The 15,420-nt window shown below is 65.4% G+C and carries 14 protein-coding genes; 12 read left to right on the top strand and 2 right to left on the bottom strand.

All coding sequences use genetic code 11. From position 1 onward, the window contains the following. The first annotated feature begins 95 nt into the window (after nt 1-95). The 7 genes from KYE46_RS04715 (at nt 96) to KYE46_RS04685 (ending at nt 8,607) form a co-directional block, all read left to right on the top strand. Nucleotides 96-1,679, top strand: a complete 1,584-nt coding sequence (locus KYE46_RS04715) for a 2-isopropylmalate synthase (RefSeq protein WP_219003821.1) — start codon at nt 96-98, stop codon at nt 1,677-1,679. A 313-nt stretch (nt 1,680-1,992) separates the two neighbouring features. Continuing rightward, nucleotides 1,993-3,033 (top strand): rod shape-determining protein, encoded by a 1,041-nt coding sequence (locus KYE46_RS04710; protein WP_219003819.1) that lies wholly within the window; start codon nt 1,993-1,995, stop codon nt 3,031-3,033. Nucleotides 3,034-3,056: 23 nt separating this feature from the next. Continuing rightward, the gene (gene mreC / locus KYE46_RS04705) at nt 3,057-4,001 is read left to right on the top strand and encodes a rod shape-determining protein MreC (protein WP_219003817.1); all 945 of its coding nucleotides are present in this window, start codon (nt 3,057-3,059) and stop codon (nt 3,999-4,001) included. Then, entirely contained in the window at nt 3,998-4,525 is a 528-nt protein-coding gene (locus KYE46_RS04700) for a rod shape-determining protein MreD (RefSeq protein WP_219003815.1), read from the top strand. The genes mreC and KYE46_RS04700 overlap by 4 nt, the downstream gene beginning before the upstream one ends. A 16-nt stretch (nt 4,526-4,541) precedes the next feature. Next, nucleotides 4,542-6,491 carry a penicillin-binding protein 2 gene (mrdA, locus tag KYE46_RS04695; protein WP_219003813.1) on the top strand — a complete coding sequence of 650 codons (1,950 nt, stop codon included), beginning with the start codon at nt 4,542-4,544 and terminating at the stop codon, nt 6,489-6,491. Then, a complete protein-coding gene (gene rodA / locus KYE46_RS04690) occupies nt 6,488-7,627 on the top strand; it encodes a rod shape-determining protein RodA (protein WP_219003812.1) in 1,140 nt (379 codons plus the stop codon). The genes mrdA and rodA overlap by 4 nt, the downstream gene beginning before the upstream one ends. Before the next feature lie 38 nt (nt 7,628-7,665). Then, a complete protein-coding gene (locus KYE46_RS04685) occupies nt 7,666-8,607 on the top strand; it encodes a 2-hydroxyacid dehydrogenase (protein ID WP_219003811.1) in 942 nt (313 codons plus the stop codon). 67 nt (nt 8,608-8,674) lie between these two features. Here KYE46_RS04685 and KYE46_RS04680 read toward each other — a convergent pair whose 3' ends face one another. After that, nucleotides 8,675-9,448 (bottom strand): SseB family protein, encoded by a 774-nt coding sequence (locus tag KYE46_RS04680; RefSeq protein WP_428845073.1) that lies wholly within the window; start codon nt 9,446-9,448, stop codon nt 8,675-8,677. Continuing rightward, complete coding sequence (locus tag KYE46_RS04675) at nt 9,445-10,029, bottom strand: uracil-DNA glycosylase family protein (protein ID WP_219003810.1); 585 nt, start codon at nt 10,027-10,029, stop codon at nt 9,445-9,447. The genes KYE46_RS04680 and KYE46_RS04675 overlap by 4 nt, the downstream gene beginning before the upstream one ends. A gap of 76 nt (nt 10,030-10,105) precedes the next feature. On the opposite strand from KYE46_RS04675, the gene KYE46_RS04670 reads away from it, so the two are divergent. The 5 genes from KYE46_RS04670 to KYE46_RS04650 all read left to right on the top strand — a co-directional run bounded on the left by KYE46_RS04670 (nt 10,106) and on the right by KYE46_RS04650 (nt 15,411). Beyond that, on the top strand, nt 10,106-10,459 hold the full coding sequence (locus tag KYE46_RS04670) for an ArsR/SmtB family transcription factor (protein WP_219003809.1): 354 nt from the start codon (nt 10,106-10,108) through the stop codon (nt 10,457-10,459). Beyond that, nucleotides 10,452-11,477 carry a permease gene (locus tag KYE46_RS04665; protein ID WP_219003808.1) on the top strand — a complete coding sequence of 342 codons (1,026 nt, stop codon included), beginning with the start codon at nt 10,452-10,454 and terminating at the stop codon, nt 11,475-11,477. The genes KYE46_RS04670 and KYE46_RS04665 overlap by 8 nt, the downstream gene beginning before the upstream one ends. A gap of 59 nt (nt 11,478-11,536) precedes the next feature. Further along, nucleotides 11,537-12,799, top strand: coding sequence for a Na+/H+ antiporter NhaA (locus tag KYE46_RS04660; protein ID WP_219003807.1), 1,263 nt, complete (start codon nt 11,537-11,539; stop codon nt 12,797-12,799). 175 nt (nt 12,800-12,974) lie between these two features. Next, nucleotides 12,975-13,634, top strand: coding sequence for an ABC transporter ATP-binding protein (locus KYE46_RS04655; protein WP_219003806.1), 660 nt, complete (start codon nt 12,975-12,977; stop codon nt 13,632-13,634). After that, a complete protein-coding gene (locus tag KYE46_RS04650; RefSeq protein WP_219003805.1) occupies nt 13,612-15,411 on the top strand; it encodes a KpsE/RkpR family capsule polysaccharide export protein in 1,800 nt (599 codons plus the stop codon). Before KYE46_RS04655 ends, KYE46_RS04650 begins: the two co-directional genes overlap by 23 nt. The last annotated feature ends 9 nt before the right edge of the window (nt 15,412-15,420 follow it).

The raw sequence follows: 15,420 nt of genomic DNA, 5'->3' as shown, positions 1-15,420 counted from the left end.
CTCCTCCTTAGCCGCCTCTGAGCGTGCCTTCTGGCGCGACCGCTCAGAGGGGAAACCGCGCCGGAGACACCATCAAACAAGCTAAGGAACACACCATGACCTCTGAAAACCATGCCTCCAAGATCGACTCCAACCGCGTCCTGATCTTCGACACCACCCTGCGCGACGGCGAGCAATCGCCCGGCGCGACGATGAGCCATGACGAGAAGCTGGAGATCGCAGGCCTGCTCGACGAGATGGGCGTCGACATCATCGAGGCCGGTTTCCCGATCGCCTCGGAGGGCGATTTCAACGCCGTCTCCGAGATCGCGAAGAACGCCGTCAACTCCACCATCTGCGGTCTGGCGCGCGCCAACCTGAAGGACATCGACCGCTGTTGGGAGGCGGTGAAACACGCGAAATCGCCGCGCATTCACACCTTCATCGGCACCTCGCCGCAGCACCGCGCGATCCCGAACCTGACCATGGACGAGATGGCCGACCGCATCCACGAGACGGTGACCCACGCGCGCAACCTCTGCGACAACGTGCAATGGTCGCCGATGGACGCCACGCGAACCGAGTGGGATTTCCTCGCCCGCACGGTCGAGATCGCGATCCGCGCCGGTGCCACGACGATCAACATCCCCGACACCGTCGGCTACACCGCGCCTGAGGAGAGCGCCGACCTGATCCGCCGCCTGATCGCCGAGGTGCCCGGCGCCGACGAGATCATCTTCGCGACGCACTGCCACAACGACCTCGGCATGGCGACGGCGAATTCGCTGGCCGCCGTCGCGGGCGGTGCGCGCCAGATCGAGTGCACCATCAACGGCTTGGGCGAGCGTGCGGGCAACACGGCGCTGGAAGAGGTCGTCATGGCGATGAAGACCCGCCACGACATCCTGCCCTACACCACGAAGATCGACAGCACGAAGATCATGCACTTGAGCCGGCGTGTAGCGACGGTCTCGGGCTTCAACGTGCAGCCCAACAAGGCCATCGTCGGCAAGAACGCCTTCGCCCACGAAAGTGGCATCCATCAGGACGGGATGCTGAAGTCCGCCGACACTTTCGAGATCATGCGGCCCGAGGACGTGGGTCTGGTTGAGACCAACATCGTCATGGGCAAGCATTCGGGCCGCGCCGCGCTGCGCTCGAAGCTGAAGGACCTGGGCTTCGATCTGGCCGACAACCAACTCAACGATCTCTTCGTGCGCTTCAAGGCGCTGGCCGACCGCAAGAAGGAGGTCTTCGACGACGACCTGATCGCGCTGGTCACTGACGCTGGCAGCGACGGGGAGGGACATCTGGAGGTCAACTTTCTGCGGGTCGTCTGCGGCACCGAGGCGCCCCAGACGGCAGAGCTGTCGCTGCGCGTGGGCGAGGAGGACAAGCAGGCGAGCGCCCAGGGCGACGGCCCGGTGGATGCCGCCTTCAACGCGGTGAAGGCCGTGTTCCCCAACGAAGCCGCCCTGCAGCTCTACCAGGTGAGCGCCGTGACCGAGGGCATGGACGCCCAGGCCACCGTGACCGTGCGCATCGAGGAAGACGGGCGCATCGCTACTGGCCAGTCGGCGGACACCGATACGGTGGTGGCCAGCGTGAAGGCCTACGTCAACGCGCTCAACCGCCTGATCGTGCGGCGCGAGAAGTCCGGCGGCGACGTGCCCGAGGTCTCCTACAAGGACATCGGTTGACACTGCGACCGGGGCACCATCGTGGTGCCGCGCGATCCTGAGCGATAGGTCTATGAGGCGGGCGGCAGCCCCCATGGAACGGTGACCGAAAGCGGGCGATGGGACACGCATCGCCCGCGGCGCCGCACGACACCGGACCCGGCGACTCATTGATTTCGCAGCGAAGCTGACCCGCCCCGCGACGGCGCTTCCATGCCTATGGTCCCTGCCCCCACTCTTGCGGGCAGGGGCCATGGCCGTCTATATGCGAGTCTGTGTTGGGCATCCTCGAAAAGGGGAGGCCCCTTTTTGAATGACGATTGGACCTCGCCCCATGGTCGGATTTTTTAGCAACTTGTTCTCGTCTGACATGGCGATCGATCTCGGGACCGCGAATACGCTGGTCTACGTGCGCGGTCGCGGCGTGATCCTGAACGAGCCCTCGGTCGTGGCCTACCAGGTCAAGGATGGCGTGAAGAAAGCGCTGGCCTTCGGGGAGGACGCCAAGCTGATGCTTGGTCGGACCCCCGGTTCAATCCAGGCGATCCGGCCCATGCGCGACGGGGTGATTGCGGACTTCGACGTGGCCGAGGAGATGATCAAGCACTTCATCTCGAAGGTGCACAAGCGCACGACCTTCACCAAGCCCAAGATCATCGTCTGTGTGCCCCACGGCGCGACGCCCGTGGAAAAACGCGCGATCCGGCAATCGGTTCTGGGCGCAGGCGCGCGCAAGGCGGGCCTGATCGCGGAACCCATCGCCGCGGCGATCGGGGCGGGCATGCCAATCACCGATCCCACCGGCTCCATGGTCGTGGACATCGGCGGCGGCACCACCGAGGTCGCGGTCCTGTCGCTGGCCGACATCGTTTACGCCCGCTCCGTGCGGGTGGGCGGTGACCGGATGGACGACGCGATCATCTCCTACCTGCGCCGCCAGCATAATCTGCTGATCGGTGAAGCCACGGCGGAGCGGATCAAGACCTCTATCGGCACCGCGCGGATGCCCGACGACGGGCGCGGCGCCTCGATGCGCATTCGCGGCCGCGACCTGCTCAACGGCGTGCCGAAAGAGACCGAGATTTCGCAGGCCCAGGTGGCCGAGGCGCTGGCCGAGCCGGTGCAACAGATCTGCGAGGCCGTCATGGGCGCGCTGGAAGCCACGCCGCCCGATCTGGCCGCCGATATCGTCGACCGTGGGGTGATGCTGACCGGGGGCGGCGCGCTTTTGGGAGAGCTGGACCTTGCCCTGCGCGAACAGACGGGCCTTGCGATCTCGGTCGCGGACGAGAGCTTGAACTGCGTCGCCCTCGGCACCGGCAAGGCGCTGGAATACGAGAATCTCCTGCGTCACGCGATCGACTACGACAGCTGAAGCAGCTCCCCGAAAGGCGATAGATGGCCCGGGACAGTTACGACGATTCCTATGCTCGCCCCGTCCGGCGTCTGCTGCTGACGGTTCTGGTGCTGTTGTTGCTTGTGCTCGTGTTGATCTGGCGCATCGACAACCCGCGGGTCGAACGGATGCGGGCGGCAGTGATCGACCGCTACGTGCCGAACATGGAATGGGTGATGGCGCCGATCACCGGCATCGCCCGGATGGCCGAGGATTTCCAAAGCTACACGCGCCTGTTCGAGCAGAACCAGGAACTGCGGCGCGAGTTGCAGCAGATGCGCGCCTGGCGCGAGGCGGCGCTGCAGCTGGAGCAGGAGAACGCCCGCCTGCTGGACCTCAACCGCGTGCAGCTCGATCCCGAGCTTACCTTCGTGACCGGTATTGTGCTAGCTGACAGCGGCTCCCCCTTTCGCCGGTCGGTGCTGCTCAACGTTGGCGCGCGCGACGGCATCCTCGACGGATGGGCGACGATGGACGGCCTTGGCGTCGTAGGCCGGATCTCGGGCGTCGGCGAAAGCACCAGCCGGGTGTTGTTGCTGACCGACGCGGCAAGCCGCATTCCGGTGACGATCCTGCCCTCGGGCCAGCAGGCGCTCTTGATGGGCGACAACACCGGTACGCCGCTTCTGGACTTCATCGATGACGCGCAGGACGTGGCGGCTGGCGACCGGGTCGTGACCTCGGGCGATGGCGGGTTGTTCCCTCCGGAACTGCTGGTCGGCCAAGTCGTCTTCACGTCCGACGGCCGGATGCGCGTGCGGATGTCGGCCGATCTGCAACGGCTCAACTTCATGCGCGTGATGCGCAGCCATCCCGGCACGACGCTCGACAGCCCTGCTGATCTGATCGGCCCGCCTTGGCCGCCGGAAGGCATGACGCTGAATGACGAGGGCGTGCCTGTCGCGCTGGAGCCGGAGGTCGAGGACCTTGCGGAAGAGCAGCCGTGAGCGTCTTCTCGCCCCGGCACATCTGGACCTACCGCGCCATCTTCGTGGGCCTCAGCCTCGGCATCATCACCCTGAAACTCCTGCCCCTGAACCTTGCGGCATCCGGCATCCCCGGCCCAGACCTCCTTGTTCTGCTGGCCTTCGCCTGGATGGTGCGGCAACCGGCGCTGGTGCCTCTCGGGCTGCTGCTGGTGATCTTCCTGCTGGCGGATTTTCTTTTCATGCGCCCGCCGGGGCTCTGGACCGCGCTGCTTCTGCTTGCCGCCGAAAGCCTGCGTCGCCGGCGTCTGACGATGACCGAGCTGCCGTTTCTGGTGGAATGGGGCATGGTGACGGTCATGGTCATGGGCATGGTTCTGCTCAACCGGCTGATCCTGTGGATGTTGCTGGTGGACCTCGATAGCCTTGGGCTAACGCTCGCTCATGGGATTGTGACGGTGGCGACCTATCCGGTCGTTGTTGTCATCTCGAAATTCGTTCTGCGAATCCGTAAACTGGGGCCTACTGAACTCGAAGCCCTCTGAGTCTGCCTGACATCCGATGAAACGCACTGCCAAAGAGCTTGAAGACAGCGCCCGCCAGATCGGGCGACGCGGCCTCATCGTGGGCGGCCTGTTTCTTGGCACCTCGGCGGTGCTGGCGGGCCGGATGCGCTACCTGCAGGTAGAGCGGGCCGATGACTTCCGGCTGCTGGCCGAGGACAACCGCATCTCCATCCGGGTGCTGCCACCGGAGCGCGGGCTGATCTTCGATCGCTCGGGCGTGCTTCTGGCGGGCAATGAGCCGGTCTACCGGATCACCTTCGTGCGCGAGGATGCCGACGACGTTGATGCCGTGCTGGACCGGTTGAGCCAGATCGTGACCCTCGACATGGAGCAGCTGGAACGCAAGCGCGCCGAGATTTTCGCCGTGCGTCCCTGGGTCCCGGTGACCATCGCCGACCGCCTGAGTTGGGAGGAAATGTCCTCGGTCGCCGTCAACGCCCCCGCCCTGCCCGGCGTGAACCCCGAAGTCGGCCTGTCACGCGCCTACCCGATGGGCGCGGATTTCGCCCATGTCGTGGGCTACGTGCGCAACGTGCCCGACGGATATCGGCAGGAAACCGGCGACAATGATCCGGTGCTGAGCATCCCCGATTTCCAGGTCGGCCTGCTGAACGTGGAAGAAGGGCTGGAAGAGACCCTCCGCGGCGATGCCGGCACGAAGCGCGTGGAGGTCAACGCCAACGGCCGCGTCATGCGCGAGTTGGATCGCGATCCCGCCGTGGCCGGAGGCGACGTGCAACTGACGGTGGACGCGGGGCTGCAGAACTACGTCGAGGCGCGGCTGCATGGCGAAAGCGCGGGCGTGGTGGTGATGGATTGTCAGAACGGCGACATCATGGCGCTGGCCTCCGCGCCCTCCTACGACCCGTCGATCTTCACCCGGCCCCTGTCCTCGACGATTTACGGCGGGTTGCTGAACGATCCCTACCGGCCGCTGTCGAACAAATCGACGCAAGGCCTCTATCCGCCCGGCTCCACCTACAAGATGGTGGTGGCCCTCGCGGCGCTGGAAGGCGGCTTCATTGCCCCGGACGAGACGGTGAACTGCCCCGGCTACATGGAGGTCGGCAACCGCCGCTTCCACTGCTGGCGGCGCGGCGGCCATGGGCGGGTCGACCTCGCCCGCAGCCTCGAGCAATCCTGCGATGTCTACTACTACGAACTGGCCCAACGGGTGGGGATCGAGAACATCTCCGCCATGGCAGTACGGCTCGGCTGCGGCGTGCGCCACGACCTGCCGCTCTCCAGCATCGCTCAAGGCCTCGCCCCCACCATGGATTGGAAGCGCCGCCGCTACGAGCAGGACTGGGTCGTGGGCGACACGCTCAACGCCTCCATCGGGCAGGGTTTCGTGCTGTCCTCGCCGCTGCATCTGGCGGTGATGACCGCCCGCATCGCCTCGGGCCGCGCGCTGGAGCCCTCGCTGGTGCGTTCGATCAACGGCGTACCACGGCGCGGCCCGGAGGCGCCCGATCTCGGCATCGACCCGGCGCACCTTGCGTTGGTGCACGAGGGCATGTGGCGGGTCAGCAACAGCTCCCGCGGGACCGCCTATCGCAGCCGCACCATGGCCGACGAATACACCATCGCCGGCAAGACCGGCACCAGCCAGGTCCGCAACATCACCGCCGCCGAGCGTGCGGCAGGGGTGATCAACAACCGTGACCTGCCTTGGGAACGGCGCGATCACGCGCTCTTCGTGGGCTTCGCGCCCTACGACAACCCACGCTACGCGGTCTCCGTCATCGTCGAGCATGGCGGCGGCGGCTCCACCGCGGCGGCCCCCATCGGGCGCGACGTGCTGCTGCGCGCGCAGGTGGGCGACGTGCCCCCGCCCGATCTCTACCCGGTCAGCCAGCGCCGCTCGATCCAGCAGATGCACGAGCGCCTGCCGATCCTCGAGACGCCCCCCACCCCCTCGGGCCGGGAGCCGCGCCGGGCATGAGTTTCCTCGAGTACAACGTCAAGTCGACCCCCACCGGCTGGCGCAAGATCCTCTACCTGAACTGGGCGCTGGCGCTCCTGCTCACCTCGGTGGCCTCGGTGGGCTTCCTGATGCTCTATTCCGTGGCCGGAGGCTCGTTCCAGCCCTGGGCCGAGGCGCAGATCCAGCGCTTCATCCTCGGTTTCGCCGTCATGCTGATCGTCGCCATGGTGCCGATCTGGTTCTGGCGCAACATGTCGGTCCTCGCCTATATCGTGGGGATCATCCTGCTGCTCTGGGTAGAATTCTTCGGCGTCTCGGGCGGCGGCGCGCAACGCTGGATCGACCTCGGCTTCATGCGCCTGCAACCCTCGGAGGTGGCCAAGATCACCGTGGTGATGATGCTGGCCGCCTATTACGACTGGCTCGACCTCGGCAAGGTCTCGCATCCGCTCTACGTGGCGATCCCGCTTTTGATTATCGGCCTGCCGGTGGGGCTGACCTTCATCCAGCCCGATCTCGGCACCTCCATGCTGATCCTGATGGGCGGCGGCTCGGTGATGTTCATGGCGGGCATGCATTGGCTCTATTTTGTCTCGGTCATCGGGTTGGGCGTGGGCGCGGTGAGCGCCGTCTTCGCCAGCCGCGGCACGTCGTGGCAGTTGCTGGCCGATTATCAGTACGGACGCATCGATACCTTCCTCGACCCCTCCTCCGACCCGCTCGGCGACGGCTATCATATCACCCAGAGCCAGATCGCCCTCGGCTCCGGCGGCTGGACCGGGCGCGGCTTCATGCAGGGCACCCAGATCCAGGGCGACTTCCTGCCCGAGAGCCACACCGACTTCATCTTCCCCACCCTGGCCGAGGAATTCGGCTTTGTCGGCGGCGCCTCGCTCCTGCTGCTCTACGTGTTGATCCTCGTCTTCTGCATCGTCACCGCCCTGATGGCGCGGGACCGCTATGCCTCGCTGATGGTGATCGGCGTGGCGGTGACGTTCTTCCTCTACTTCGCGCTCAACATGGCCATGGTCATGGGACTCGCGCCCGTGGTGGGCGTGCCGCTGCCGCTGGTCAGCTACGGCGGATCGGCGATGTTGGTCTTGATGGCGGCCTTCGGTTTGGTGCAATCAGCCCATGTGCACCGCGCCCGCTGATCGGGTGCCTGCCTGTCGCAAGCACCAAAGGAGACCCGATGTCAGCCCCCACGATCCTCTTCGCCGCAAAGCCCGACCGCTGGCCCACCTACGAGCCACATCTGCGCCGCGCTCTGGCCGCAGCGGGGATCAGTGACGCGAACCTGACCACGCAGGCTGACCCCTCGGACGTCGACTATATCGTCTATGCGCCCAACTCCGAGGTGCAGGATTTCACGCCTTACACCAAGCTCAAGGCGGTCCTGAACCTCTGGGCCGGGGTCGAGAACGTGACGGGCAACGCGACGCTCACGGCGCCCCTGGCACGGATGGTCGACACCGGGCTGACCGACGGCATGGTGGAGTGGTGCGTCGGCCACACGCTGCGCCACCACCTCGGCATGGATACCCATATCCACGGACAGGACGGCATCTGGCGCAATGGCAGCGTGCCGCCCCTCGCCCGGAACCGCCCGGTGACAGTGCTCGGCCTCGGCGCCCTGGGTGAAGCCGTGGCACAGGCGCTCCACGGCCTCGGCTTCCCCGTCAGCGGCTGGTCCCGGTCCCCAAAGAGTATCGCGAACGTCACGACCCACCACGGAGAGGAGGGTCTGCAGGCCGCACTCTCCAGGGCTGAAATCGTCATTCTCCTGCTTCCCGACACGCCAGCAACCGAGAATATCCTGAACGCCAAGACCCTCGCAGCCCTGCCCGAGGGAGCCGTGCTGATCAACCCCGGCCGCGGCCCGCTGATCGACGATGACGCCCTGCTCGCAGCCCTCGACAGCGGCCAGATCGGCCACGCCACCCTCGATGTCTTCAGGCAAGAGCCCCTGCCCGAGGCGCATCCCTTCTGGGCCCATCCCAAGATCACGGTGACTCCGCACATCGCCTCCGAGACCCGACCGGAGACAGCTTCGGAAACCGTCGCGGAGAACATCCGCCGCGGCGAGGCAGGCGAGCCCTTCCTCCATCTCGTCGATCGCAACCTCGGCTACTGATCCGACGCCTAGGCTTCATCTTTTCAAAAATACGGCCGGGGGTCCGGGGGCTGGCCCCCGGCCACCCTCACCGCAAACGCGGCGGCTTCTCGGGATCGCGCCCGGGCGCCGAGGGCACTGCGGGCTCTGCCGGTTGCGGCAGGTCGAACCGCAATCCAACCTTCGCAAAAGTCGCGCACATCGGGTCCGACGCGCGGAAGAACCCGACGTCGAGGCTGCCGGCTTCCAGCCCCGAGAAGCTGAGGGCGTCACCCACCAGTTGCGCCAAGGCACCCTCGTAGCCGTCCACCGCATCGACAAAAGCCAGCAAATGCCCGCGGCGGCCGTCGTCGTAGCCGGTGGCCACGAGATAGGCCAGCGCGGCGCGGCCGTGGGTTGTTGCAAGGCGCGCATCCAGCGCGGTCAGCAGCGTCTCGGGCAGACCCTGCGGCGGCAACACCTCGTCGGGGCGGTCTTCCACGGTCTCCGGCGCCTGCGCCAAGGTGCCCGACAGCCATTCGACAGCCTCGCCCTCCAGTACCGTCTCGAAATCCGTGCCGAGGTTGACGGCAAGCCCCAACCCGGCCTCCGCCAACATCCCTGACATGACCCGGCCGGACATGCCGACGAAAGGCGCGATCTTTCCGGCGAAAGCCGCGAGCCGTTCCTCCCGGTCGAAGGCCACGACAAGGTCCGCCCCCTCGACCGAGAACACCTTCGGCTTGATGCTCTCGCCTTCGGCCTCTTCGTCGAGCAACAGGAACATCTCGGACGCGGCGAGGCGGTCGAACCAGGCGAGCCGCGCCTTGGCGTCCTCCGGGGCGGCCTCCATGGCTGCGAAAGATTCATCCAAAGGTGTCATCGCGATAATTCCTCTGCCACTCGGGCGCGCAGGACGGGCAAAAGCTCCTCCTCGAACCACGGATTGCGTTTGAGCCACGCGGTATTGCGCCACGAGGGATGAGGCAAGGGGAAGACATCCGGGCCGTGCTCGCGCCACGCGGCCACCCGGGCTGTCACCGTCGACTTGTCTCCCAGATGCCACGCCTGGGCATAGCCGCCGACCAGCAACGTGAGCCGAACGTCTCCCAACGCCTCCAGCAGCGGCGCACGCCAGGTGCGCGCGCAGATTTTCGGCGGCGGCAGGTCGGACCCTTTCGCGTCATAGCCGGGAAAACAGAAGGCCATGGGCAGGATCGCGATCTGGTCGCGGTCGTAGAAGATGGCCTTGTCCACGCCCATCCAGTCCCGCAGGCGATCCCCTGAGGGGTCGGTGAAAGGTCGCCCCGAGTTATGGACCCGCGCGCCGGGCGCCTGTCCTGCGATCAGGATGCGCGCGCTTGGGCGGAACCAGACCACCGGGCGCGGGACGTGGCGCGTCTTGGTCAGCGCGAATCGCTCCGCGCAGAGCTGGCAGCCGGTGATCTGCTTGGCGATATCCATGGCGCCTATCTAGGCAGCATTTGCAGGGGCGAAAGGGGGCTGGACTACAATTCTTCATTTCTATAAATATAGAAATATGAAACAGACCACACCGCCCCTCCCCGAGATCACCCTCGCCGCAACGGCCTTCGCGGCGCTCGGGTCCGAGCAACGGCTTGCCATCGTGCGACGCCTCGTTCGCGCGGGACCCGCCGGGTTGCCGATGGGGGACCTGGGCCGTGACGTGGGCGTCACCGGCTCGGTCCTCACGCATCATCTCAAGCAGCTTGTTTCGGCGGGATTGGTGAAACAACGAAAAGACGGTCGGCGCATCCTGTCGAGCATCGACCTCCCGGCAATCAACGCGCTCTCGGCGTTTCTCGTGGCGGAATGCTGCGCGGACGTGGGTTGGGAGCATCTGGAAAACGGACACGGACACACCCATGACTGATCAATCCCTCTCGCCCCGCCTGTTGCCGAGCCTTTGGGGCCGGATCGACCGCGTCGCCTTGACCGGCGCGTTGATCCTGCTCGTCCTCGCCATCTTCGACCGGCCCGCCGTGGTGCCGACGATTGAGGAAACGCTCGAGCACTTCTGGGGCACCCTGCCCTTCATCCTCTTTGCCGTGCTTGCCATCGGCTACATGAAGGCCACCGGCTCAGAGCGCCTGCTCGATGGCGCGTTTCAGGGCCGCGAGATGCGGATGATCGTGATGGGCGCGCTTGTCGGCGGCCTCTCCCCCTTCTGCTCCTGCCAGGTCATTCCCTTCGTCGCCGCCCTCCTTGCCGCCGGCGCGCCCTTGAGCGCGGTCATGGCCTTCTGGCTGGCCTCGCCGCTGATGGATCCCGCGATGTTCTCGATCACCGCGGGCGGCATCGGCTTTGACTTCGCCGTAGCCAAGACAATCGCGGCCGTGGGCCTGGGGATCATGGGCGGCTTTACCGTCAAGATGCTGGCCAACAGCGCCGTTTTCGCCGACCCGCTGCGCGCGCAACCGGCTAGCGCTGGCTGCTGCAGCGGCAAGAAGCTGACGCTGAACTGGAAGTTCTGGCAGGACGCGGACCGCCGATCGACCTTCGGGCGCACGACTTGGGACAATCTGCTGTTCCTCGGCAAATGGCTGATGTTCGCCTACCTCCTGCAATCGCTCCTGATTTCCTATGTGCCCGCAGACCTGATCGCGCAGGTCATCGGCGGCGACGGTCTGATGCCAATCCTGATCGGCGCGCTGGTCGGCGCTCCGGCTTACCTCAACGGCTATGCGGCGGTGCCACTGGTCGGCGGCCTGATGGAGCAGGGCATGAGCCCCGGTGCCGGCATGGCCTTCATGGTTGCAGGCGGCGTCAGCTGCATCCCCGCGGCGGTGGCCGTCTGGGCCCTCGTGAAGCCGCGTATCTTCGTGGCCTACCTCGCCCTTGCGCTTTCCGGTGCCGTAATCGCAGGGATTGCGTGGAGTTTCGTCGCTTAGTTATGGACGCCCCGGCCCCCATTCGTTAATCACCTTTGAACGAAAAAACGGGGACGGACATGTATCGGGTTTGGAACTTCATCACCGGTTATTCGCTGCTTTTGATCTCGGGCGCGGTCATCGCGCTGATCTGGGCGAATATCGACATCACCAGCTATCACCACTTCACCGAGTTCGTGATCTGGGAGGATGGCCCGATCGGCCACCTGCATGATGACGGCCACGGCCATGTCGTACGGACCCTGACGCTCCACTACCTCGTGAACGACGTCCTCATGGCGCTGTTCTTCGCCATCGCGGCGAAAGAGGTCTGGGAGGCCGTGATCCTCAAGAACGGCTCGTTGCGCGGCAAGAAGGCGGCGACGCCCCTCGTGGCGACCCTCGGCGGTATGGTCGGCCCGATCTCGATCTACCTCGGCATCGCTTATTTCCTTGGCTCTTCGACCTATGACGCTGTGGCAAACGGATGGGCGATCCCCACCGCCACGGACATCGCCTTCTCCTACCTCGTCGGGCGCATGGTCTTCGGCGCCGGTCACCCGGCCGTCCGCTTCCTGTTGCTTCTGGCGATTGCCGATGACGCGGCAGGCTTGCTGATCCTCGCGATTTTCTATCCGTCGGGCGAACTCGCACCGGTCTGGTTGCTGCTCTCCTTCGGCGCCGCCCTTGGTGTGTTTCTCCTGGCCAACTGGCTGCCCCGCTACCTCGACCGAGGCGACCAGGTGCGTCGCCGCTCCACTTGGGTGCGCCAGAAGCTGACGTTCTGGCCCTACGCCATCGCGGGCTGCCTCAGCTGGTACGGCTTCATGATGTCGGGCCTGCACCCGGCCCTTGGCCTGCTGCCCATCGTGCCGACGATCCCCCACGCCGACCGCGCTTTCGGCCTGTTCTCGGCGGCGGAAGAGCATCTGCACGACCTTCTCAACACCATGGAACATGCGCTGAAATACCCGGTCGAGATCATCCTTGGCCTGTTCGGCCTGATGAACGCGGGCGTGGCCTTCTCGGCCATGGGCGAGGCGACGTGGCTGGTTCTGGCCGGTCTTCTCATCGGCAAGCCGGTCGGCATCTTCCTGTTCGGATGGCTCGCGGCAAAGCCCCTCCGGTTGGGGCTGCCACAGGGCATGCGCCTGATTGACCTCGTGGTGATCGGCTTCGTCGCGGCCATCGGCTTCACCGTCTCGCTCTTCGTGGCCGCGGTCGCCTTCGATCCCGGCCCGGTGCAGGACGCGGCGAAGATGGGTGCGCTGTTCTCCTTCGGTGCAGCTGCCGTATCGATCCTGTCGGGCAAGCTGACACGCGTCCAGAAGCAAGAGCTCTGAGCCCGCATCCCCCGTGCCACCCGGCGCGGGGGATTGCTCAATTGTTTGAAAATTCCCTGTGATTGATGGGGAAATGGACATAATACTGCCCTAATGGGGCGGTATGTTTCCACAATGGTGACGTCTCGCATCCAAGACAGGACGCACCGGGCAGGCAAATTGGGCGGCAGTAATAATGTTGGAGTTCTCGGGAGTATCGAAGTCCTTTTGGACCGGTGAGCGCCGAAAGGTGATCCTCGACCGAGCCTCGTTCCGCGTCGACATTGGCTATTCGATGGGCATCCTGGCCCCCAATGGCACCGGCAAGACGACCCTCATCAAGATGATGTGCGGGCTGGAAAAGCCCGACGAAGGCACGATCACCCGCAACGCCCGGATCTCGTTTCCGCTCGGCTTCATGGGTGGCATCCTCAACAAGCTCTCGGCCAAGGAAAACGCGCGTTACATCGCGCAGCTCTACGGGCTCGACCCCGACTACGTGGAAGCCTTCTGCCGGTGGGTCTGCGGGATCGAGGAATATTTCGATATGCCCGTCGGCACCTATTCCGGCGGCATGAAGGCGCGATTCAACTTCTCGCTGCTTTTGGCGCTGGAGTTTGATATCTACCTGATCGACGAAGGCATGCCGAGTTCGACGGACGCCGAGTTCAACCGCCGCGCAGGCGGCATCCTTGCGGAACGCATGAAGAATTCAACTGTCGTGATCGTGTCCCACCAAGCCACCACGCTAGAAAAATTTGCGCGTCGCGCCGCTGTCCTTCGGGACGGAAAACTGTATCAGTTCGACACGCTGGAAGAGGCGAAGCAGCTTTATGACTACCAAACCCAAGGCTAGAAAATTCCGCATTCGCCGCACGGACGGCGCGGGCCCGGGCGGTGATAGTCGCGCGACGGGCACCGATGGCGCGCCCGACGCGGCAGCTTCGGCGGCAGCGGCCGCAGCCAGCATGCGCACGGCCGCGGCAGACACCTCCGCAGAACAGGCTCCGCGCCGCGCGGCGGCCGCGCCCGACGCGCCGAAGGACGTGACGCCCGAGGACACCAGCCTGCCCAACAAAACGGAAGATGGGTTCGGGGACATGGCCCTGCCCGGCTCTGCCGCCGCGGACCGAGCACGCAGCGCCCCCCAAGGCAGCGCGCCGCAATCCGCCGAAGCCGAACTGGCTGCGATCCGGTCCGAAGGACTGACCGGACGGCAGCTGCGCATGGCGCGGCGAGCGGCACAGAAACACGGGCTCAGCCCCTCCTCCGACTTTGACGCCGTGCGCCAGTTGCGGATGCGCGGCATCGATCCCTTTGGCCAGTCCAACATGCTGGAACTGGTGGTGAACGAGGCGCAGAAGGGCGCCGATGCCGGTGCTGCCGGAGGCAACACTCTGCCGGTCCGCGCCGCGACCGCTCAGGTGCCTGCAACGCAGGTCGCACCGCAGCCGCCGGCGGGCATTACCCACACCCCGGAATCTCGGGCCTCCGAGATCATGAACGTGCAGCGCGATATCGCGAACCGCCGCCGTCGCAAGCTGATCCAACTCGCCACACGTCTGGCGTTGTTCGTCTTCCTGCCCACGATGCTGGTCAGCTATTACTACTACGCTGTCGCCACGCCGCTTTACGCCACGAACACCGAGTTTGTGATCCAGAAGGCCGAATCCTCGGCCGGAGGCAGCGGGCTAGGCGGGCTTCTGGGCGGCACCAGTTTCGCCACGGTTCAGGAATCGATCACCGTTCAGAGCTATCTCGAAAGCCGCGAAGCGATGCTGCGGCTCGACGAGGAACTGAACTTCCGCGAGCATTTCTCGGGCGAGGATATCGACCCGCTGGTCCGCTTGGCGCCGGACGCCTCGGACGAGCAGATGTACAGCACCTACCTGCGCAACCTGACGATCGGCTATGATCCCACGGAAGGCTTGATCCGGATGGAGGTTCTGGCCGCCGATCCCGCCGTGTCGCAGGCATTCTCCGAAGCGCTGATCACCTACGCCGAGGAGCGGGTTGACCAGATGTCGTCGCGTCTGCGCGAAGATCAGATGGCCGGTGCGCGCGAAGGCTTTCAGGAGGCAGAGGAACGCTCGCTGCAGGCTCAGATGCGCGTGCTGGAGCTGCAGGAGCAGCGCGGCGTCCTCTCTGCGGAAGCCGAAGTGAACCAGGTTTTCAGCCAGATCGCCGCCTTTGAAATGCAACTGGCCGAGGAGCGTTTGCGCTTGGCCGAGATCAACGCCGCCTCGCGTCCCAACGCGACCCGCGTGCAGGTGGCAGAGGCCAACATCGCCCGCTACGAGGCGGTGATCGCGGGCCTGCGGGCCTCTCTGACCGAGGAAGCCCAGGGAGAGGTGTCGCTCGCGCGCATCCAATCAGAGCTGGTCATCGCCCAGGCCGATCTCGAGACGCGCCAACTGATGCTGACCGAGGCGTTGCAGGCGATGGAATCGGCACGTTCGGAAGCGAACCGGCAGTCGCTCTACATCTCGATGGGCGTGTTCCCCGTCGCCCCGGACGAGGCCGCCTACCCCAAGGCATTCGAGAAGACGCTGCTTGCACTTATCGTCTTTTCTGGCATCTACCTTCTGATATCGATGACTGCCTCGATCCTGCGCGAACAGGTTAGCTCCTGATCCCGCGCG

Origin of the sequence: Gymnodinialimonas ceratoperidinii (assembly GCF_019297855.1) — a bacterium.
Classification (GTDB): Bacteria; Pseudomonadota; Alphaproteobacteria; order Rhodobacterales; family Rhodobacteraceae; genus Gymnodinialimonas; species Gymnodinialimonas ceratoperidinii.
Note: the sequence above shows the minus strand (reverse complement) of the source record. Positions and strands in the feature narration are given on the sequence as shown.

Excerpts from the sequence above, each read along its gene's own strand:
- KYE46_RS04650 (WP_219003805.1), top strand. The coding sequence starts at position 13,612 with ATGACTACCAAACCCAAGGCTAGAAAATTCCGCATTCGCCGCACGGAC.
- KYE46_RS04675 (WP_219003810.1), bottom strand. The coding sequence starts at position 10,029 with ATGGATATCGCCAAGCAGATCACCGGCTGCCAGCTCTGCGCGGAGCGA.
- KYE46_RS04665 (WP_219003808.1), top strand. The coding sequence starts at position 10,452 with ATGACTGATCAATCCCTCTCGCCCCGCCTGTTGCCGAGCCTTTGGGGC.
- KYE46_RS04715 (WP_219003821.1), top strand. The coding sequence starts at position 96 with ATGACCTCTGAAAACCATGCCTCCAAGATCGACTCCAACCGCGTCCTG.
- KYE46_RS04660 (WP_219003807.1), top strand. The coding sequence starts at position 11,537 with ATGTATCGGGTTTGGAACTTCATCACCGGTTATTCGCTGCTTTTGATC.
- rodA (WP_219003812.1), top strand. The coding sequence starts at position 6,488 with ATGAGTTTCCTCGAGTACAACGTCAAGTCGACCCCCACCGGCTGGCGC.
- mrdA (WP_219003813.1), top strand. The coding sequence starts at position 4,542 with ATGAAACGCACTGCCAAAGAGCTTGAAGACAGCGCCCGCCAGATCGGG.
- mreC (WP_219003817.1), top strand. The coding sequence starts at position 3,057 with ATGGCCCGGGACAGTTACGACGATTCCTATGCTCGCCCCGTCCGGCGT.
- KYE46_RS04680 (WP_428845073.1), bottom strand. The coding sequence starts at position 9,448 with ATGACACCTTTGGATGAATCTTTCGCAGCCATGGAGGCCGCCCCGGAG.
- KYE46_RS04670 (WP_219003809.1), top strand. The coding sequence starts at position 10,106 with ATGAAACAGACCACACCGCCCCTCCCCGAGATCACCCTCGCCGCAACG.
- KYE46_RS04655 (WP_219003806.1), top strand. The coding sequence starts at position 12,975 with ATGTTGGAGTTCTCGGGAGTATCGAAGTCCTTTTGGACCGGTGAGCGC.
- KYE46_RS04710 (WP_219003819.1), top strand. The coding sequence starts at position 1,993 with ATGGTCGGATTTTTTAGCAACTTGTTCTCGTCTGACATGGCGATCGAT.
- KYE46_RS04685 (WP_219003811.1), top strand. The coding sequence starts at position 7,666 with ATGTCAGCCCCCACGATCCTCTTCGCCGCAAAGCCCGACCGCTGGCCC.